Consider the following 20419-nt stretch of genomic DNA (forward strand, 5'->3'; position numbering starts at 1 on the left):
TTGTATTAAATTATAAGGCAATGTTAACACCCAACATAAATACCCTTGGCTTTGGGTAATCGTACAAGGCCAGCCCCTGATCAAAAGGCGCACTGGAGTTAGAAACTTCCGGATCGTACCCTTTATATTTGGTTGCCACGAAAAAATTCTGAACAGATCCATATATTCTCAGCCGGTTTAATTTTAATGCTGATGCAGTTTTTGACGGAAATGTATACGCCAGTAGTAAATTGCGTCCACGGATAAATGATGCATCAGTTACCTTATGACTGTCATTGTTGGTTGTGTAATAAGCATTAATTGGCCGTATTTGCGCGATCGGGGTATTTTGGTTTGTTTCTGTCCATGCATTGAGTACAGTTTTGTAACTATTAGCAATACCCTGCCTGTCTTCTGCAGAGTGCAGGCTTCTGTCCAGTACGTCATTACCATACATATACTGAAGGTCTATGGTCAAAGACCATGATTTATATTGAAACGTATTCAGAAAGGTTCCAAACCCATCAGGTATACCTTTTCCTATAATCGTTCTGTCTAAATCATTTATCTTTCCATCATTATTCAAGTCTTTATATTTGATGTCACCCGGTAACATATTATACTTCCTGGCTTCCTCAGCTTCATTACTCCCCCATGTTCCTAACTGAACCCTTCCGAAGAAAGAGCCCACAGGTTCTCCAACCCGGATGATGCCATTGCCGGAAACAATATCTCCACTGGCTAAGGCGAGTACTTTATTCTTGTTGACCGACAGGTTGAATGTTGTACTCCATGAAAAATCGGCTGTTTTGATGTTGGTTGAATTGATACTAAATTCAAAACCCTTGTTCTCCATGCTCCCCACATTCGAAAAAATGCTGCCGTATCCACTGCTGAAAGGCAATGGAGCATCCAGGAGCATCCCATTTACTTTTCTCTTGTAAAGATCAAGTTCCAGATTTAACCGGTTAGAGAATAAGCCGACCTCCAGCCCAAAGTCAATCTGCTTCGTTTTTTCCCATTGCAGGTTAGAATTGGCCATACGGTCTGTACCTATACCTATGTTTCTTGTCCCATCAAAAATCACGTTATAATTGCCCAGCCCTGCAAGTGCCCTGTATGCCGGAATTTCAGAATTACCTGTGGCTCCATAACTGGTACGAAGCTTTAAGTTGGAAATAACCGGGATATTCTTCATAAAATCCTCTTCAGTAACTTTCCACGCTAATGCGGCCGAGGGAAAGAAAGCAAACTGATTGCTCGATCCAAATTTTGAAGAACCGTCTGCCCTGCCTGTAAAGGTGACCAGGTATCTGTTGAGTAAGCTATAATTGATACGGGCAAAATAGGAGTTCAGCCCATAGGCCTGTCCATTAGAATATGGGGGCTGAGGGCTGGATCCTGCGCCAAGATTGTTGTACTTAAAATAAGAATCATCAAACCCTTGTGTACTGGCCTGATTTTCAAAACGATCCACATGCTGCCAGGAAAGGCCAGCCATTGCAGTCAAAGTGTGTATTTTAGAAAATTGCCTGTTATAGGTAAGATAATTCTCAAACTGCCATGAATTGTACCTGTTGTTATTTACAGATGCGTCTCCATTGTCAGAGATATACTGCATTCCCTTAGCAGCGAAATAGTCTTCTCTCTGATTAATCACATTAACGCCGATGGTTGATTTAAAATCCAGTCCGGGGATCAGATGAATAGTTGCATACATATTGCCGAGTAAAGTCTGGGTGCGCAAAAGAGATAGTCTATCCGCAGCTACCCGCAGCGGGCTATCACCACCTTCCATTCCGGGATAGTCACGGTTACTGGCCCATGATCCATCTGCATATTTCACAGGAATTATAGGTAAGGCTTCCAAAACCTGACGCATCATAGTGATACCTCCTCCATCAATCTGGTCCACTTGCTTCTCGTTCTGATCGGTATAACCTAATGTACCCCCTACTTTTATCCAGGTCTTGATCTGACTGTCGAATACAAAACGGCCAGCAAATCTTTTTTGCCATGATCCCCGCGCCAGTCCTTCCTGATTACGATAGTTTAAAAATGCGCCGTAGCTACTTTTCTCATTGCCATCGGTAAATCCAAGCTGGTGATTTTGAGTAAAAGCTTTTTGAAAGGACTCATCCTGCCAGTCAGTATCATACAGTGGATTTCCTTGTGCATCGAATAATTTGGGATTGGTCCGTTTAGTTTTAGGATCTGTATATTTTGTACCGGTTGCCCATCCAATTGGATCATATTTTTGAGCATTTGCATAAGCCAGGTCTTCTACAGCTAAAAACTCCTTTGAATTAAGTAATTTAAGCTTTTTGGGAAGCACACCAATACTGAAATCAGCATCATAGGTAATACTTCCACCTCCGGAACTTCCTCTTTTTGTCGTCACGAGAATCACACCATTGGCACCGCGTGCCCCGTAAATTGCCGTGGAAGAGGCATCTTTTAACACTTCAATAGAGGCAATATCATCTGGATTGATGTAATCTATTGGAGTACTCCCGTTTCTCAGGTCTACCGTATTCAATATCACACCGTCTATGACGTACAAGGGATTATTGGAAACACTCAATGAACTTGATCCGCGAATTCGGATATTTGCCCTGCCACCCGGTCTTCCGGAATTAGAGGACACATTCACACCTGATACACGGCCCGATAAACTTTGATTCAGCGAAGAAGAAGGACGTTCTTGCAGGGCTTCAGCTTTTACGGTACCAACAGCCCCCGTTAAGTCCGATTTTTTTGCTGTTCCATAGCCGACCACTACAACTTCATCTAAATCCTGTTGCTTAGGCACAAGTTTGATGACCATACTATTAGCGCTCACCTTTACTTCCTGAGTAACATAGCCTATTGATGAAATGATCAGGAAAGTATCATCGGTCAGGCCCTTTAAACTAAAATTACCAGTGTTATCGGTTATTGTTGATTTTTCGGTATTCTTTACTTTAATACTTACACCTGGTACTCCAATTCCGGTCTCATCTAAAACTTTTCCCTGTACATCAATTGAAGAAACCTGTAAATGATCTCTGCTCTTCTTCAGAGAATGCGCATTCAGCGGAAGCTGTACTGCAAAAAAAATAATGATAAGGTAAATAATTTTTTGGCGCAAAGCCAAGCCCTTAGGCGGCAGGTTGAAAAACTTTTTCATACTTGGTTGATTTGGTTGGTTAGGTTCAAAAACTAATACCTTTTACCATCATCCCAAACTCTGTTTCTTTTCGGCTTGCAGCTATTTTTTATGCCTGCCGGATTTTAAAGAGTCAGCATTTAGATAAGAAGTATTAGGTGGGTTATGATGAAGATATGAGAAATGTTACCCGTGAGATTATACTTTTTTTGCAATTCATTAAACTATCTTGTCATAATTTAATACGTAATAATCTCTTTTTAAATTTGTTGCGCCAGAACGGCTCTATTGATCAGTATAAGCAAAGTATTAAACACTGCTTGAGGTGAGAGATATAATCAGAGCCATCAAACAGGGCTCTGATTATATAAATGTTTATTTAGTCAATGAGAATTCATAGACGGATACGGACTTATATTCCTTTCCTGCTTTAAGGACTGTTGAAGGGAACTGAGCCTGATTAGGGCTATCTGGAAAATGCTGGGTCTCTACTGCAAATGCTGTTCTGAAATCATCCTTATGATTTGATTTCATCCTGTTTTTACTCTGCATAAAATTGCCACTATAAAACTGCAATCCAGGCTGATCCGAGTAAACACGCATCACTATACCACTTTGATCACCAGTTATTACGGCTACGGGTTGATCTGCAGGATGTGTATGAAGTACAAAATTATGATCATACCCCTTCCCGTTTTTCAATTGCTCATTTACTGCATTTATCCGTTCTCCAATAGCTCTTTCTGAGGTAAAATCGAAGGGAGTTCCTTTTACCTCTGCTAGTTTACCAGTCGGAATCAATGTTGAATCTACCGGAGTATATTGATCAGCATTAATTTTAAGCAGATGTTTTAAAATACTTCCGCTTTGTTCTCCGTTGAGATTAAAAAACGCATGGTTAGTTAAGTTGATCACTGTATTCTTATCCGAGACCGCTTCGTAGCTAATTTTAAGTGCATTATCATCAGTAAAAGTATAGGTCACTTTTAACTGCAGGTTTCCCGGAAAGCCTTCTTCCATATCTTTAGACAGATAAGTCAGCTCTAAACTTTGCTTGTTTAATACTTTAGCATTCCATACCACATCCTGGTATCCCTTTTTACCACCATGCAAAGTATTTGGTCCATTATTGGTAAACAATTTATAGCTCTTGCCATCCAGTGTGAACTGCCCCTTCGCTATCCTGTTGCCATAACGCCCGATGGTTGCACCAAAATAAGGTTCGGTCGAGTTCTGATATCCTTCCAGGCTATTAAAACCAGCCACAACATCTACCAGTTTATGGTTTTTATCAGGTACATACAACGCAACCAGGCGTCCGCCGTAATTGGTAACTAAAGCTTTTGAACCCATATTATTTAGCAGTGTAAACAAATGAACTTCTTTCCCATCTACTCTCTTTTCAAAAGCTCCTGGTGAAATGACTCCGGAATTCAGACTATCATTTACCTGATCATTCTTTTTTCCTGATGAGTTACAAGAGGTAATTAACATAAAACCCAAGAGAACAAGCGATAAAATGCAATATTTAAAATAAGCTTTCATTATCTTTTATTTAAGATGTAATCAAGAGATTTAATTGAATAGCCACCTACAACGCTACGTGCCTGAAAGCCTACCTGCTTTCCATCAGTAGTTTCATGCCAGTCGCATAAAGGTACCCGGGTCGGTGTTTCAGTAACATATTTGAATACCGGATTAACCAATTTGTCAAAATCTGCACGGTTATCGGCAAGTGTGGCTGTCCACAGGATCCAGTCTGATTTAGTATAGGTGCGACGACTGTCTAAAGGCAGGCCAAATTCCCGTTGTTTGGTCAGATAGTAATTGATTTCTTTTTTATAAACCTCTTTTGGAAAAATATTCAGGTTTAACACCTTATCCCAGACCAGGTTGTATTTCTGGCTCCAGGTATCTTTACTGTCAAAGGTCAAAGCATAATGATCGCCTGCATCAGCCATTTGCATCCATTTGAGGCCCATTTCCTTAGCCTGATTCTTAAATTTCAAGGCCTCTTCGGTTTTGCCTAGTTTTTCAGCAAGCATTGCGTAACCACCCAGGGCTACAATAGCTTTAACAGACAAGTTTGCATTACGCGCCATATGCCCTGCAAAGTCATCAGTACACAACTGATTAGCAGGATCTAAACCTTCTTTACTTAAATAATTTGCCCAGGTAGTCAAGGTCTTCCAGTGTTTTCCCGCATAAGCCGCATTACCCTCTACTCTGGCAATTGCAGCTGTTAAAATGATCATATTACCAGCTTCCTCTACAGGCATGTCCTCTCCGTAAGTCTGGCCATTAGCCAGAGGATAGGTTCCCAGATCATGTGAAGGAAACTGTTTTTTCCATTTACCACTTTCACTATAAAAGAAAATACCATTTAGCATACCTTTCAGCAAATCCGGATTATAAATTAGAAATAAAGGGGCCGATGGATAGGTCACATCAACAGTATTGATTGAACCGTTACTAAAGTTCTCTTTGGACAGAAACAAGAGATCACCCTGTGGGCTTTGGACTAGTTTATGCGCCGAAATTGCCTGTCTGTAAGACAAATCTAATAGTTTAGCATACTTATCACCTCCCGCTTTCACATTTTCAGTATAGTACTTTTGATTAAATGCTTCACATTTTTTTAAAACGCTAGCATATTCTGTATCGGCCAGTAGCAATTGTTTATCTATTGTTTGATTATTGCTCCTGTTCCACCAAGGTTTCAAGTCCTTACCAAAATATTGTACAGAATAGATATCATCATAAGCCACCAGCAAATGTTTTTCTTTCTCTACTGAGCTTACCTGGTCAAACGGGAGAATTGTAGAGAGACTGAACTTCCTTCCCTCTGCAACAGCAGACCCTGCCGATTTTCCGGATACGAAATCTGCTACAGCACTTGCCGAAGGGCTAATGTACTGGCGCGCATTCGCATTTTGAGGAACTGCTACATAAAGGTAACCCCAGTCAATCCGGACATCGTCACCATGCTTCTTTAATACTGCCTGTTCTTTTGTCCCTGCCTTTAAAACTGACAAAGTTCCGGTTTTATATTTACTTGCATTAACATCCTGGAACTCAGTATTCACAGCAAGCCCGGTTGAAGCTCCAAAATACACTTCAGTAGTATGCTTTTTACCGTCTTGAGCTTTCACTTTAAAGGACACATAAGACACCGGACGTGACAGCAAATCAAGATTGTTCATTAATAACGGAGAAGTAAATGCAACATCCAGCCTTACACCCCCACACTCATAACTATAACTGGTCTGGGTTGCATTCAACTTTAAATCAGTTTGCTTAGCCGACAGTATATTCTGCAAGTCCTTAACAGGCTCCTCATTGACCAGACCCGCGTCTAACCATTGCCCGCCCACATTGTTTCTCACATGAATGGCCAGTATATTCCTGCCCTGTCTTAATATTTTGTCATCAACCGGTACATAAATAAATTTACCATTATAGCATTTGCAATCAAAAATCTTCGTTCCATTCAAGTACACTTCAACGTCGTCATCGTTCATGAGTTTAAGTTTTAAACCTTTAAAATCAGTGCGATCCAGATTAAAGCCCCTGCGGGTCCAAAGGTCTTTGCTCCTCCATTGTGTCGTAGCAGTACCATCGCCAAAAGGCGCAATACCAGTTTTCCAGCCGTTATCGCCATAGTCAGGCTGTTCCCAACCATGAGCCGGTTCGGATTCAGTATAGTGTACATTATAAGCCTTTTCATCAGAAGCAGGCAATATAGTCACCAGATTCTCTTCCTGACTGCCTAAAAATCTGTACACTTGATGATCTACTCTGATCAGGCCAGTCAAAGACTGAACGGTACCTGTCCAATGTTTCGTTGGAGAAGCATTCAATTTATCGGAAAAGGACCAGATACTAAAATATGGATCGTGTGTAATCAGTGGATAAGCCGGAGCAATCCGCTCCTGAGCAGATACCCTTAACAGCAAGGCTGTTAAACATAAAGTGGTAATCAATCGTTTCATTTGCTATTCTTTTTCGGTTTATAGGTCTGTATAGGTTTATTTTGTTGTACTCAGTGAAAATGGCAGATCTTCTTTTGCCAATCCGCGGCTTACTTCAGGCTGACTGGCCATCTCAAGCTCCAATACTCCTCCTTGTACGAGGTCGCCATGCTTTATAAAATTATGGGTATACGGTTTCCCATTTAAAGTTGCAGACTTGATGTATACCTTCTCTTTACTGTTAGAAGGTGCATTGATAATGAACTGCTTTCCATTCTCTAAATTAATAGTTATCTTTTTAAATAGAGGACTTCCTAAAACATATTCATCCGTCCCCGGGGTAACACTGTAAAAACCCAGGGCGCTTAATACATACCAGGAAGAAGTCTGTCCCTGATCTTCATCACCAGGATATCCATTTTCTGTAGCATTATAGAGTTTATACATAATCTCCCGGGCATGTTGCTGTGATTTCCAGGGCTGACCAGCGTAATTATACAAGTAAGCCATATGTTGTATGGGTTGATTTCCATGTGCATACTGCCCCATATCAGCCATCACCATCTCTGTCATTTCATGGATCATCCCTCCGTAAGTACCAACATTTACCCGATTAGGTTCTGAAAATACAGAATCCAGTTTAGCAGTAAAATTGTGATTACCACCCATTAAATCAATCAAGCCCTGAATATCCTGAAAAACAGACCAGTGCCAGTGCCATGCATTTCCCTCGGTAAAAGGCCCACCCCATTCAACAGGATCAAAATTTGGAATCCATCTGCCTTCATTATCTTTACCCCGCATAAACCTGGTTGAAGGATCATACACATTTTTATAGTTGTACATCTGCCGCGCAAAAATTCTGCTATAAAACTCCTTACCGGTTCGTTTTGCCAAACTATATCCGCAAAAATCATCATAAGCATACTCAAGCGTTTTGGCAGTAGCCTCCCTGTATTGTGGATATGGCAGATAACCCAATTCGTAATATTCCTTCCATCCGTCTCTTCCGTTGGCCGGTCCCCATGGGCCTTTGTTTGTCGCTTCATGGAGATAAGCCTTTAATGCCAGCTCAGGATCAAAAGTATGGATCCCTTTTGCCCAGGCGTCAGCCAATAAAGAAATGGCATGGTTACCAATCATGCTCCCGGCCTCACTTGGAAAGGACCAGGATGGAAGCCAGCCACATTGCTGGTAAGCATCCAGCAAGGCCTGCATATATCTGCCATGCATGGTAGGATGAATTAGCGTATTTAATGGGAATTGAGCTCTGAATGTATCCCAGAAGCCAGTATCTGTAAACATATAGCCCTGATGTACTTTGCCATCATAAGGACTAAAATAATAAGGCTGTTCATTTTTGTCCAGCTCGTAATATTTTCTGGAGAATAAACTGGCTCTGAAAAAACAAGAATAAAAAGTTGCTTTATCTTCTTCAGACCCACCCTCGACTACAATTTTTCCCAGCGACTGATTCCAGATTCTTTCGGCATTCTCTTTAGTTTGTTCCAGTGTTTTGTCCTTTCCCAATTCTCTGTTCAGATTCAGTCCAGCCTGTTCTGCACTGATATAAGATGAAGCAACCTTGACCTGGACCTTCGCTCCCGCAGCAAATTCTACATAAGCACCTTTTCCTTCCCCTTCAGCATTTAAGGCTCCGGGTAAAATAGTATTGCCCTTATTCTCCCAGGTACCATAGCTCTTTATGGGCTGATCAAATTTAATCACAAAAAAATCCCTGAAGCCCTCTTTAAAACCCTCTCCATTATTCACATAACCTGTAATCCTTCCCTCTTCAGGAAAGATCAGGATCCCACTGAGGTGGGTATATCCGTCAAGAACCAGATAACTCTTTTTACCTTTAGGATAACTGAATCTTAAATGAGCTCCACGTTCAGTAGGTGCGATCTCTGTTCTGATTTTATTTTCAAACTGAACACTGTAGTAATTGGGCCTGGCAATTTCGTTGGCATGGCTAAATTTCGCTTCTCTTGCATTCTCATCTACGACAAGCTCATCAATAAGGGGCATCAAAGAAAAAACTGCATAATCTCTTGTCCAGGAGCTGCACTGATGCGCTTGCTGAAACCCACGAATGTGATCTTTATGGTACTGATATTTCCATCCATCTCCATTTTTACCAGTTTGCGGTGTCCAGGTATGCATTCCAAAAGGTAATGCGGTTGTTGGATAAGTATTCCCTCTGGTTAATTCATGTCTGGAATTGGTGCCTTGTAAAGTATTGACAAAATCTACAGGCTCTTTTTTCTGAGCCAAACTGCCTGAGCAGTAAAAACAACCGATAACAACTACTAATTTGAGCTTCATTTGCATATCTTCTATGAATAACTACCAACCTGGATTTTGCACCATCAAATCATCTGAATTCACATCCTTTGATGGGATTGGGAATAAATAGTGTCTTTTATTAAACACCCTTGTTTCAAAAGGAACCACTTGCAGAAAACCTGGTAAATCCTGAGCTATATTTAAGCCCATCATCGGCCCATTATCAGTTTGCTCCGCAATTTTCCAGCGCCGTGTATCAAAGTACCTTACGTTTTCAAAAGACAGTTCTACCCGGCGCTCTTTTCGGATAGCAATGCGCATGGCTGTCTGATCCGCGGGTAATGGAAGCCCGGCTGAGCCATACTGTGGGATACCAGCCCGTTCCCTTATCAAATTCACATATCTTGCAATATCAGGATTGCCAGGTTCTGCTTCATTCAGTGCTTCGGCATAATCTAAATAAACGTTAGCTAAACGATAAAGAATATCTGGTCTGTTATTTTCATCCCAATTGCCTAATCCCATGGCTTTACGCACAACATAACCTGTCGGACAATAATCGCCTCCTCCTGTCTTTTTACCTGAATTACCAGTGTTATATAATTGAGTGGTAATCAACCCATTATTTACATCCAGCCAAATACTGTTATTATAGGTGATGTTTACATAAAAACGAGCTTCACGATTGACCCATTGGTTATAGGTACTTCTTGGTTCCGGGGAGCCCGGTGCCAGAAAATTTGTATTTCCGGTTGTGACATAACCTGAAGTGGGGTCATCTATACTTTTACCGTTAGCCATAAAATAAGCATCCACCTGTCCCTGAGTCGCGCCCAGACCACCAGAACCTCTTGACTCTGAATTATAACCACTGTGATATGGGCACATTTCGTATTGACGCGGACCTATAGATGCACCTGGACGGGCAAAAATCACTTCAGAATTCCACTGATTTAAGAAAACGTTTCTGCAAGATAAATAAGCATTTATAGTCCCATCAGAATTCATTTCCTTATATAAACTGTAAGTACCGGTAAACTGAGTTAAAAAGTCCTTATAGGCATCAGCAGCTTTTCTCCATTTATTGGCGTCGAATGACTGGCTGATCAACTGCTTACCGTCTTTATTTTTTAAACTGGCCAGATCTGTATTGCCATTATAAAGCGGGCTGGCACTTAAAAGTAAAGCCTGCGCTTTAAATGCCAGGGCAATTCCTCTTGAAATCCTTCCATAATTATTATCATTTACCGGAACAACGGGTAAATCGGCCGATGCTGCCTGTAATTCGGTAGTGATATAAGTAATGCACTCATCAAAACTGTTGCGTGGTAAACGAAAGTTAGCCGCAACGGCATCGGGTGGTATTACGTTTTCTCCCAGAAGTACAACCGGACCATACAAACGAACCAGATAAAAATAATAAATAGCTCTTAAAGCACGGGCTTCTGCTTTATACTGCGTAATCAGTTGTGGGCTTATATCTTGCTTAACCTTATCAATATTAGCCATGAAGAACCCGGCTGAGCGTATCGATTTATAAAAATTGTTCCAATAGTTATTCACGAAGTCTGAGTTTGCATCCCAGTTGCCAATATTCATGCTATTGGTCTGTACAAAACTCCACAGATATTCACCCTCGTCTGAGCCGCCTGTCCACATACCCGCGTTTTGCGCACTACCAGGGAAACGCTGACCAAATTCATCAGGTATGCTGGAATATACGTTATTTAAAAATTTCTCGGCAGTTGCCCGCGTTGTAAAAGTTTGATCTAAAGTCAACCGGTCATCAGGAACCTGATCTAAAAATCCTTTTTTACAGGAGGTAGCCATCGTTAAACAAGCTACTATCGCAACATAAATATATATTTTCATGATAATTCTATATTAAAATTTAACACTTAAGCCTAATGATATCGTCCTATTGATCGGATACTTAGAACCGTCCGCTAATCCGTTACCGTTATTAGTATTCAATTCCGGATCCCATAATTTGAACTTACTGAAGGTTAATAAATTCGCTCCAATCAGGTAAACAGCCAGGTTCTTGACATGTAGTTTTTCTGAAAAATGCTGAGGCAGGTTATAACTCAACTGAGCTGATTTCAAGCGCAAAAAGCTTACATCTTTGATCCACCAGGAACTATTTTGCGTGTTGTTAAAATTTTGATCCTGACCAAAAGCCAAACGTGGATAGAATGCATTCTGATTTGGGTTTTCAGGCGTCCATCTGTCGGTGATATTACTATAAGCATTGCCCAAACCACCGTTTCCATTAAAAGGTTGAATAGCCGAGCCCCCCAATTCGATATCAGCACCGGCAATCCCCTGGAAGAAAGTACTTAGCAGAAATCCCTTATAACCAACACTTACCCCAAAGCCATATACCTTATTAGGAACATCCCCTCTTCCAATCCTGGTTTGATCCAATGAATTAATGATGCCATCTCCGTTCAAATCTTTGTATTTGATATCACCAACCTTAACCAATGATTTTGCACCGGGTACCGCACTTGCATCAATTTCTGCCTGGCTGGTAAACAGACCTACTGCCTGATAACCGTATCTTGACAGAATATTATTTCCAAGATGAGACATCCATGGATATGGCTGAGGAGGTAAATCATCATTGATTAATTTATCGCGGTTATAGGTAAAAGTACCATGGAAACCTAAATCTACCTGACCGACTTTAACATTATAGTCAAGGGTAGCATCTATGCCCCGATTATCAACTACACCTAAATTACCCCATGGCTGACTTACCAGCCCCACATAACCAGGGATCGACTGGCGTTGTAAAAAGATCCCGGTACGTTTCTCTTTGAACAAATCGACGATTAAGCTTAAATTATTATTCAATGTCTTAATCTCTAAACCAAGATCTTGTTTACGCGACTCTGCCCACCGGATATCAATTCCATAATCACTAACCTGAATTCCACCTGTATTATTGAAATTTTTACCCAGCTGATAACCGGAAGCACCATCAGAAACTAATGTTAAATAAGCAAATCGTCTCCCGTTAATAGATCCAATACCCGTTTTACCATCGGAATACCTGAATTTTAAGAAGGAAACTACATTTTTCAGCGGTTCCCAGAATTTCTCACTGGATGGGATCCAGCCAATACCAAAGGCAGGAAATGAACCATATCTGTTGCCCGGAGAGAACAATTCAGATCCATTGTAACCAAAATTTAACTCTGCAAAATAACGGTCATCGTACGAATAAGTAGCCCGGGTTGCCAGACCGATGGCGCGATAAGGAATTGAAGAGGTAAAATCAGTTACAAAAGGTTTGGAGAGATCACTGGAATAACCTGTAAACAATCCTCCAACGCGATGTTTACCAAAAGCTTTATCATAGTTTAAAGAAACTTCATTATATAACTGATGGTTTCCGTCCTGCGATGGGCTAAAACTTAAATAATTTTGTGTACTGGTATAAGTTTGCTGTAAATTCAAAGAGCCATCAGCTTTATAAGGAGAATCTGTTCCTGGTACATTTACTGGAAAGTAGGTGCTCTCCCGCTTAGACCTGTTAATAAAATTCTGATTGTAAGCATCGAATGAGAACATGGCTGTTGCAGTCAGGCCAGTTGTAATAAACTTTAGATCCTGCGTTAATCTGATATTGGTGTATAACTGACTCTTAAATTCAGATCTGTATCCACGGGTTGTCAGATCGGCATAAGGATTTCTGAACCCTCCGTTTGAGGACTGTCCTGGTACAAAACCACCCGGGTACATGACTGGATAAGCAACGGGAGAGGCATCTAAAGCTGAACGGAAAATATCTTCGGTATTCAGCGCCGGATAATTTCCTACTGAGGCATAACCTTGTATACCCAGATCTAATTTGGTAGTCCCGGTTAATTTTAAGTTCAGATTACTGGTAAAATTGTACCGTTTATAATCCAGCGAAGAATTGTATTGAGCAAGGTCGTTTGTTTTCAAATAGCCGGTTTCATTATAAAAGGCCAGTGAAACGTAGTACTGCGCTTTTTCTACACCTCCCGAAGTACTTAAATTTGCCCTTCTGGTACTACTGTATTTATTAAATAACTCATTCATCCAGTTTACATTCGGATACAAGAGCGGATCTGCGCCTGAAGCTGTTTTATTGATGTAATCCTGTGTATACTGAACAGGTAAACCCCGGCCAGTACTGGCCTCATTAGCCATATTCATATAGGTTACCCCATCTGCCATCTGCGGGCGGCGGGTAAAGGTGCTGATGCCCTCATTATAATCAAATAAAATGCTGGATTTGCCTACCTGACCGGTCTTTGTTTTAACAATTACTACTCCATTCGCACCCCTGACGCCATATACAGCTGTACCAGAGGCATCTTTAAGTACTGTGAAGGATTCAATATCTTCGGGGTCTATATTATCAATTGAGCGCTCGACGCCATCTACCAAAATTAAGGGTGCACTTGAATTCCCTCCAAATGTTGCGATCCCCCTGATCCAGATATCAGCAGTGGATCTTCCTGGTTCGCCACTTCTTTGAACACCAACCACTCCTGAAATACGACCGGCTAATGATTGTGTGATACTTGAAACTGGCTGTTTCAACTCCTTGGCATCTATGGTAGACTGCGCACCAATCAAAGATACTTTACGCTGTGTACCAAAGCCTACAACAGCCACTTCCTCCAGCGCATTATCACTTGGTTTAAGACTAATACTCAGGTTCCGCTGACTTCCAACAGTCACTTCAAGGGGTTGATACCCCACATAGGTAAACTGGAGTATAGCCGAGGCAGACGGGACACTGATACTAAAACTTCCATTGACATCTGTAGAGGTTGAACTCAGGCTCCCTTTTATTTTAACCCCAGCTCCGGGAATAGGAAGTCCATGCTCATCCTTTACAATCCCCCGCACTGTAATCTGTTCAGATTTACGAGGAGAATGTGCGATTTTATTCAATAAAATCGTTTTATCAACTATGTTATAATTAATAGACAACTTATTCAGACAAGCATTGAGTGCCTCATCAATGGTTGCATTCGTAAGACTGACGGAAACTATTTCTCTGGCAGGATCAAAGTCGTTGCTAAGAAATACATATCCGGTTTGATTTTTTATGTCTTGTAAAACTGTTGAAAGTGGTTTGTTCTTTTGATTCAGATTAATCTTTTGCGCCAATACGGTGGCACTTGCCTGAACAAAGGCTATCATGAGTATGAAAGTGGTTAGTTTCAAGATCAATAGCAGTTTAGGGTAGGTCCTGAAAACGGACGCACCACGATTAAAAGCACTTATTTTCATTTGCTTAATTTTTCTCAAAAGCAGGAATGGATACCACAAGATTTAGCGCATAACACGCCCATAATCTCAGGCTCATTTCGTACTTTTGATTTGGTTTGGGTTAATACAGAAGTTAGTTCAGATTAATTTTTCCGATTTATAATCGGAGGGGTTAGCTCAAATCTTTAGCCGGGCAATGGGTCCAAGCATTGTCCGGTTTTCATTTAAGTCCCTATAGCCGCTAGCTATACGTTTGTATATCTTTTTCCATGTTCATAATTTTATTTGGTTAAATATTTGGTTTAATCGTCCGGGCTGTTTAGCCCTAAGACAGGGTATTTAGTTTTGTATGATTACTATTTTTTTTCTGCCATGATTATTTTCCGGGGCTTCAACTCTAAAATTGATATTGGCAAAACCTAAAATTCTCAGCGCCTTGGAAGCATTCATGTTCCGATAAATTTCTCCGTTAAATTTATTTGCAGGTATTTTACCTTTGTATTCTACATCTACATCATACCACCTGGAAAACTGATCCATCACCGTAGAGATACCTGCATTTTCGAACTTGAACAATCCATTTTTCCAGGCCACTGCCACTGTAGTATCCACCTCAGCAACTTTAATATTCTGGTTCACCCGGGCTTGTTGACCCGGGCTTATAATCCGCTCGAAAACAGCCGCTTTGCTGATTTTAACGCTTCCCTCCAGTAAGGTTGTTATCGTAAACTCATCCGTATCGTAGCCGTTTATATTAAAATGTGTTCCCAGTACCTCTACGTCCTGTTTTTTACCAGAAACAATAAATGGCAATCTCCCTTTTCGGTTACTTACTTTAGCAATTTCGAAATAGGCCTCCCCTGTCAGCTCGACCTTACGTCCTGAGCTAGCAAAAGAAATGGGATACTTTAAGGAAGAAGCCGAGTTAAGCCAGACATGACTACCGTCAGAGAGTACAACCTGGTATTGCCCTCCAGGGGGAGTGGTTATCGTATTAAATTCTGAACTAAGTTCAGCCTTCCTCCTGTTGTTATGATGATAGCCTGGATCCTTTACTTCATACAGCAATTTTCCATCAGCAGTTTTCCGGATACTGATGCCCGATTGTTCGGCCAGTTTACCATTGACTGCATCAGTAAGCGATAATTTTGTACCGTCTGCCAGAGTAAGGGTAGCTTTGTTCCCTCCCGGGCTAAGTTCTCCTTTATAAATCTTACCGGAATCTACCCGTTTACTGACCAGATAGATTCCAATTGAAAGGGTTAATAAAACAACCGCAGCTGTCATTAATTTTCTATATAAAGGGTAAATCCTTCTGGATAGATTCACTGAAGAATCCAGGTGGTCTTCAGCCGAAAAAACGTGGTTAAGGATATTTCTTTTTTGACTATCATCCAGACCTCCGGTAAACTCATGACTGGTTAGATATTCATCCATTAAATGATGTAAAAAGACTTCGTTAACGGGATCATTAACCAGCAAAAAAAACTCCTGAGTTTCTTCTGCAGAGGCAGTTTCCTCCATATACTGATCAAACAATAATTGTATCCTCGCTTTTGAAATCATAATCACATTTGTGAATGCTTATTTATACACTGACGTTACAAAATGCAAACAGGGGTAATCAGGATTCAAAATATTTTAAGAAAATAACAGAAGATCTATTTGTTCATTGAAATCAGAACAAACAACATGGCATTCATCTCAATAAAATGAGTACGAATTGTCTTCAGGGCCAGCTTCATATGTTTATGGACCGTTCCCGAAGAAATATTTAATTGGTCAGCTACCTCCTGATATTTCAATCCTTGTTCATGACAAAGTTCATAAACTAATTTTTGTTGAGGAGGAAGGGTATCTACAACTGTCTTTAGCATTTTTGCAGATTCATTATACAAAAGTCTGTGCTCAGCATTAGTTCCGCTTAAAACATCTTGAGCAGTAAGCTCCACATACTTCAACGCATCAGCAGCAATCTTTCTCAGTGCTGTATAGCATTGATTTCGCGTGGCCCGGTTAAGATAAGCGCCAAAATTCTCAATAGTTTGAATATCTTTTCTCTTTAGCCAGATCTTAATAAAAATGTCCTGCACAATTTCTTCTGCCTGGCTTTTAGACCTAGTTAATTTCATGGAATAATCATATACCATGACCTGATAATGATCAAAGAGCTCGGTAAAAGCCACCTTATCCCCTTCAGCAACTCTATCAAGTAGCATTCTTTCCAAAACACGATCATAGGGCCGGCCTTTGTACATCCAATCTTTCTATATTTAAGCTAAATATTCGTAACATCAATATTATGTATAATTTTTATAATTACACATTGCCCAAAGCATATTATCCTAAAATACCAATTTTTCAATCACCTTTTTATACTGACATTATGCTGTTTTTATTCTCCAGTCAAGTTTGATCATACATAATGTTATCTTCGGTTAAAAAACGCATTAGTTTATTAAAAAAGCATTTCTCATGAAAGAGAAAGAACCAACGTCAAAAACTCTGGCTGATCTCTATGAAATGATGGGTTTACCCGTTGATTTGATCAGTACAGAATCAGGTTTTACCATACATTCCTTAAAAGAAACATTTAAGGATCTCCCTTTTAAATCCATTGCCTACCGCCCGGATTACTTCAGTTTTGTGTTTGTTAAAAATGCATATGGAAAGTATATTATTGATGAGATGGGCTTTGATATCAACCCTGGTACAATTTATTTCACTAACCCAGGCAATTACAGAAGTTTTGAGTGGTCAGAAATTACAGACGCCTATCTCATTACATTTAATGAATTTTACCTGAAAGAACATGTTCATCCTGATGTTTATCAGGACTTTTCTTTTTTGCTGACAGAAATCGTTCAGCCAAGGTTAATGCTACCAGCGCAATTTGCTGATATTGAACAACTATACCGGCAGATCCATAAAGAACAATTAGGAAAATCCCCATATAAGAATAAAATCATCGGTAGCTTATTTGTGGCGTTATTATTAAAAATAAAAGAGTACTTCTGGCAGGACTATAACCCCATATATGAAGGTAACCGTAGTTCTTCGATCGTTAAAATATTCAAGAAGAACCTGGAAGAGCACTATCGGGCTATAGTTTTTGGGCAGGAAAACAGCTTGTACAGGGTTCAGGATTATGCAGATTTACAGCATTTACATCCTAATTACCTAAGCAGCGTCATCAAGACAAAAACAGGAAAACCCGTTAGTATGTGGATTTCAGAAAAGACGGTCGCTGAGGCAAAATCACTGTTGCATAACTCAGAAGCTTCTATTAAAGAAATCTCGTTTATGCTGGGCTTCTCAGAAGCTACACACTTTAGTAATTACTTTAAAAAGTATACAGAACTAACTCCTGTAGCCTACCGGAAGCTGCAAAATTCCAAATCTTAGATTTTCATACTTAATCCTTTAATATCCGTCCTTTTAGCAGGCGTTCTTTAACTGACCTTTGAATTATCAAACTCAGATGAAGAAAATATGAAAACGCTAAAAGAAAAAGTAATTCTGGTTACTGGTGCCTCAAGAGGCATAGGAGCAAGTATCGCGCACAAACTGGCTGCTGCCGGGGCAAAAGTCATTGTAAATTATGCTGGCGGCAAAGAGGCTGCTGAGCAAACCGTGAATGAGATCCGTCAACAGGGCGGTGATGCAATTGCCTTACAGGCAGATGTAAGTAACAGCGAGGCTGTTAAAGCCTTATTTGATGCAAGCATTGAACAATATGGCCGGATTGATGTACTGGTCAACAATGCAGGTATTATGATTACCAAACTGCTCAAAGACACTACCGATGAAGATTTTGCCAGACAGTTTGATGTGAATGTCAAAGGGACCTTTAACACCATGAGGGAGGCAGCTACCCGTTTGGCCGACAATGGCAGCATCATTAATTTCTCTACTTCCGTAAACCGGATTATGCTACCTGCTTATAGTACCTATGTAGCTACAAAAGCGGCTGTTGAACAATTAACCCGTGTATTCTCGAAAGAAGTAGGCAGTCGTGGAATCAATGTAAATTCTATTTCTCCTGGTCCAACCAATACCGAGCTGTTTACCAATGGTAAACCGCAGGAGGTGATTGACCGTCTGGCTTCTCTCTCTGCTTTTAACCGCATTGGCGAACCGGAAGATATTGCCCGGGTAGTAAGCTTCCTTGCAGGAGATGACGCAAAATGGATCACTGCGCAAAATATAGGTGTAAATGGTGGAATGGCATAATTAAATCTAAAAATCATGAACAGTTTAAAAAATAAAGTAGCATTAATTACAGGATCAGCAAGGGGTTTAGGCAAGGCTATTGCTGAACGTTATGCAGCATTGGGTGCAGATATTGTGATCAATTATTCAAGAGATAAGGCATCAGCCGATGAAGTTTTAAGTAATATAAAAGCAATGGGTGTAAGCGTAATTGCAGTACAGGCAGATGTGAGCAAAGTGGCGGACCTGGAACGTTTATTTGAAACTGCAAAACAAGCATTTGGAAAAATTGACATTGTTGTCGCCAATGCCGGCATTGAACTGGTAGAAACCAAGGTTGTAGATTTTACCGAAGAACAGTTTGACAGGTTATTTTCTATAAACACCAAGGGAGCCTATTTCACTATGCAACAGGCCGCCAAAAATGTAGAAGACAATGGGCGGATTATTTACATTGCTTCCAGTACTACAGCTTTTCCGGTTCAGGGCATGGCTGTATATGGTGGTAGTAAAACTACGCCCAGATATATGGTAGATGTTTTATCCAAAGAGATTGGCCATAGAGGTGTAACTGTAAATACGATCATCCCTTTTGCAGTAGATCATTCGGGGATCTTCGCTGAACCTGATAGTTACCCCGCTTTGAGAAAACAATTGCTGGACAGTTGTCCAATGGGCAGGCTTGCAGAGGTCGAAGATGTAGCCAATGCCGCAGAATTTTTTGCAAGTGACCTTTCCTCTTTTGTGAACGGGCAGCATTTGCTGGTCAATGGAGGGGCTACAAACTAGCGTTTATCGCTTCTTTGATTCCTTCGCCGGCAGTCATAAAAAACGATGGCCCAGCCAATAGGATAACCTTAGTCACCGGTTTAAAAATGGCCATTTTTTTTGCTTTGAGATAATTCTGGGTACGGTACGCTTCAATAATCCCCCTGGTTACATTACCCGCTACCAGAGCTGTGGGCGAATCAATCCCAGCATCTTTGAGGTCACTGGCAAAAGCAAAGTTGTTTACACCTAAGGTTAAGGCTTCACGCATGGCTACACGACCTATGGAAATCATCAGCTCCGGGCTAAATTTATTTCTGTCACCTAAACCAATAAGTAATAATTTCCCCGCTTTCATCGTACCTGCCGGAGGCGTTACCAGAAGCGTTTCAAAAGCCTGACCAGTAAACCTGCCTGTTTTACGGATTTCCGTGATCTGTCCTTTTAAGGCTTCGTCCAGATGTACCATCCCATTAACCGCTGGAGCTAATGCAGGTGGGGATTTATAAATGTCGCCTTCGGTATATTCAAATACACAGGCTATCTGTAATTCTGTACTTGCAGAGGATGGGCCTTCTACCAAACCTTCTATAGTAATACCATCTACTTTACCCCAGACTTTTGAAGTACCAACTGTTATTGTCTGTGTACTATCTTTTGGATTTTGTTGGGCTATCGCCGGATTAATAAAAAAGCCCAGATGGAACAGCAATATTAAACTAATCAGCACAGCCCTGGAATCCCTTTTTTTGTGAGATTTGATTATTGTCATCGTTATTAGATTTAGATTCTT

At 40.6% G+C, this 20419-nt stretch carries 12 protein-coding genes; 3 read left to right on the plus strand and 9 right to left on the minus strand.

The window, feature by feature from the left end; genetic code table 11:
* Positions 1-10: 10 nt before the first annotated feature.
* The 8 genes from HDF25_RS16375 to HDF25_RS16410 all read right to left on the minus strand — a co-directional run bounded on the left by HDF25_RS16375 (position 11) and on the right by HDF25_RS16410 (position 16865).
* Positions 11-3148, minus strand: a complete 3138-nt coding sequence (locus tag HDF25_RS16375; protein ID WP_184626655.1) for a SusC/RagA family TonB-linked outer membrane protein — start codon at positions 3146-3148, stop codon at positions 11-13.
* 354 nt (positions 3149-3502) lie between these two features.
* Entirely contained in the window at positions 3503-4672 is a 1170-nt protein-coding gene (locus HDF25_RS16380; protein WP_184626657.1) for an aldose epimerase family protein, read from the minus strand.
* Entirely contained in the window at positions 4672-7119 is a 2448-nt protein-coding gene (locus HDF25_RS16385) for a glutaminase family protein (protein WP_184626659.1), read from the minus strand. The genes HDF25_RS16380 and HDF25_RS16385 overlap by 1 nt, the downstream gene beginning before the upstream one ends.
* Before the next feature lie 36 nt (positions 7120-7155).
* Positions 7156-9426 (minus strand): GH92 family glycosyl hydrolase, encoded by a 2271-nt coding sequence (locus HDF25_RS16390; protein WP_184626662.1) that lies wholly within the window; start codon positions 9424-9426, stop codon positions 7156-7158.
* Positions 9427-9447: 21 nt separating this feature from the next.
* The gene (locus HDF25_RS16395) at positions 9448-11259 is read right to left on the minus strand and encodes a RagB/SusD family nutrient uptake outer membrane protein (protein ID WP_184626664.1); all 1812 of its coding nucleotides are present in this window, start codon (positions 11257-11259) and stop codon (positions 9448-9450) included.
* Positions 11260-11271: 12 nt separating this feature from the next.
* Positions 11272-14667, minus strand: a complete 3396-nt coding sequence (locus HDF25_RS16400; RefSeq protein WP_260409387.1) for a SusC/RagA family TonB-linked outer membrane protein — start codon at positions 14665-14667, stop codon at positions 11272-11274.
* 318 nt (positions 14668-14985) lie between these two features.
* Positions 14986-16212, minus strand: a complete 1227-nt coding sequence (locus HDF25_RS16405) for a FecR family protein (protein ID WP_184626666.1) — start codon at positions 16210-16212, stop codon at positions 14986-14988.
* A gap of 95 nt (positions 16213-16307) precedes the next feature.
* On the minus strand, positions 16308-16865 hold the full coding sequence (locus tag HDF25_RS16410; RefSeq protein WP_184626668.1) for an RNA polymerase sigma factor: 558 nt from the start codon (positions 16863-16865) through the stop codon (positions 16308-16310).
* A gap of 256 nt (positions 16866-17121) precedes the next feature.
* On the opposite strand from HDF25_RS16410, the gene HDF25_RS16415 reads away from it, so the two are divergent.
* The 3 genes from HDF25_RS16415 to HDF25_RS16425 all read left to right on the plus strand — a co-directional run bounded on the left by HDF25_RS16415 (position 17122) and on the right by HDF25_RS16425 (position 19647).
* Entirely contained in the window at positions 17122-18051 is a 930-nt protein-coding gene (locus HDF25_RS16415) for a helix-turn-helix domain-containing protein (protein ID WP_184626671.1), read from the plus strand.
* 87 nt (positions 18052-18138) lie between these two features.
* Positions 18139-18879 carry an SDR family oxidoreductase gene (locus HDF25_RS16420; protein WP_184626673.1) on the plus strand — a complete coding sequence of 247 codons (741 nt, stop codon included), beginning with the start codon at positions 18139-18141 and terminating at the stop codon, positions 18877-18879.
* Between the two features lie 15 nt (positions 18880-18894).
* Entirely contained in the window at positions 18895-19647 is a 753-nt protein-coding gene (locus HDF25_RS16425) for an SDR family oxidoreductase (protein WP_184626675.1), read from the plus strand.
* On the opposite strand, the gene HDF25_RS16430 is transcribed toward HDF25_RS16425, so the two are convergent.
* Positions 19637-20398: a M17 family peptidase N-terminal domain-containing protein gene (locus HDF25_RS16430; protein WP_184626677.1), complete on the minus strand. Its 762-nt coding sequence runs from the start codon at positions 20396-20398 to the stop codon at positions 19637-19639. The two genes, HDF25_RS16425 and HDF25_RS16430, sit on opposite strands and share 11 nt — an antisense overlap.
* Positions 20399-20419 lie beyond the last annotated feature (21 nt).

The sequence above is a fragment of the Pedobacter cryoconitis genome, from assembly GCF_014207135.1.
Classification (GTDB): Bacteria; Bacteroidota; Bacteroidia; order Sphingobacteriales; family Sphingobacteriaceae; genus Pedobacter; species Pedobacter cryoconitis_D.

Excerpts from the sequence above, each read along its gene's own strand:
- HDF25_RS16385 (WP_184626659.1), bottom strand. The coding sequence starts at position 7,119 with ATGAAACGATTGATTACCACTTTATGTTTAACAGCCTTGCTGTTAAGG.
- HDF25_RS16430 (WP_184626677.1), bottom strand. The coding sequence starts at position 20,398 with ATGACAATAATCAAATCTCACAAAAAAAGGGATTCCAGGGCTGTGCTG.
- HDF25_RS16390 (WP_184626662.1), bottom strand. The coding sequence starts at position 9,426 with ATGAAGCTCAAATTAGTAGTTGTTATCGGTTGTTTTTACTGCTCAGGC.
- HDF25_RS16410 (WP_184626668.1), bottom strand. The coding sequence starts at position 16,865 with ATGCTACTTGATAGAGTTGCTGAAGGGGATAAGGTGGCTTTTACCGAG.
- HDF25_RS16425 (WP_184626675.1), top strand. The coding sequence starts at position 18,895 with ATGAACAGTTTAAAAAATAAAGTAGCATTAATTACAGGATCAGCAAGG.
- HDF25_RS16395 (WP_184626664.1), bottom strand. The coding sequence starts at position 11,259 with ATGAAAATATATATTTATGTTGCGATAGTAGCTTGTTTAACGATGGCT.
- HDF25_RS16380 (WP_184626657.1), bottom strand. The coding sequence starts at position 4,672 with ATGAAAGCTTATTTTAAATATTGCATTTTATCGCTTGTTCTCTTGGGT.
- HDF25_RS16420 (WP_184626673.1), top strand. The coding sequence starts at position 18,139 with ATGAAAACGCTAAAAGAAAAAGTAATTCTGGTTACTGGTGCCTCAAGA.
- HDF25_RS16400 (WP_260409387.1), bottom strand. The coding sequence starts at position 14,667 with ATGAAAATAAGTGCTTTTAATCGTGGTGCGTCCGTTTTCAGGACCTAC.
- HDF25_RS16415 (WP_184626671.1), top strand. The coding sequence starts at position 17,122 with ATGAAAGAGAAAGAACCAACGTCAAAAACTCTGGCTGATCTCTATGAA.
- HDF25_RS16405 (WP_184626666.1), bottom strand. The coding sequence starts at position 16,212 with ATGATTTCAAAAGCGAGGATACAATTATTGTTTGATCAGTATATGGAG.
- HDF25_RS16375 (WP_184626655.1), bottom strand. The coding sequence starts at position 3,148 with ATGAAAAAGTTTTTCAACCTGCCGCCTAAGGGCTTGGCTTTGCGCCAA.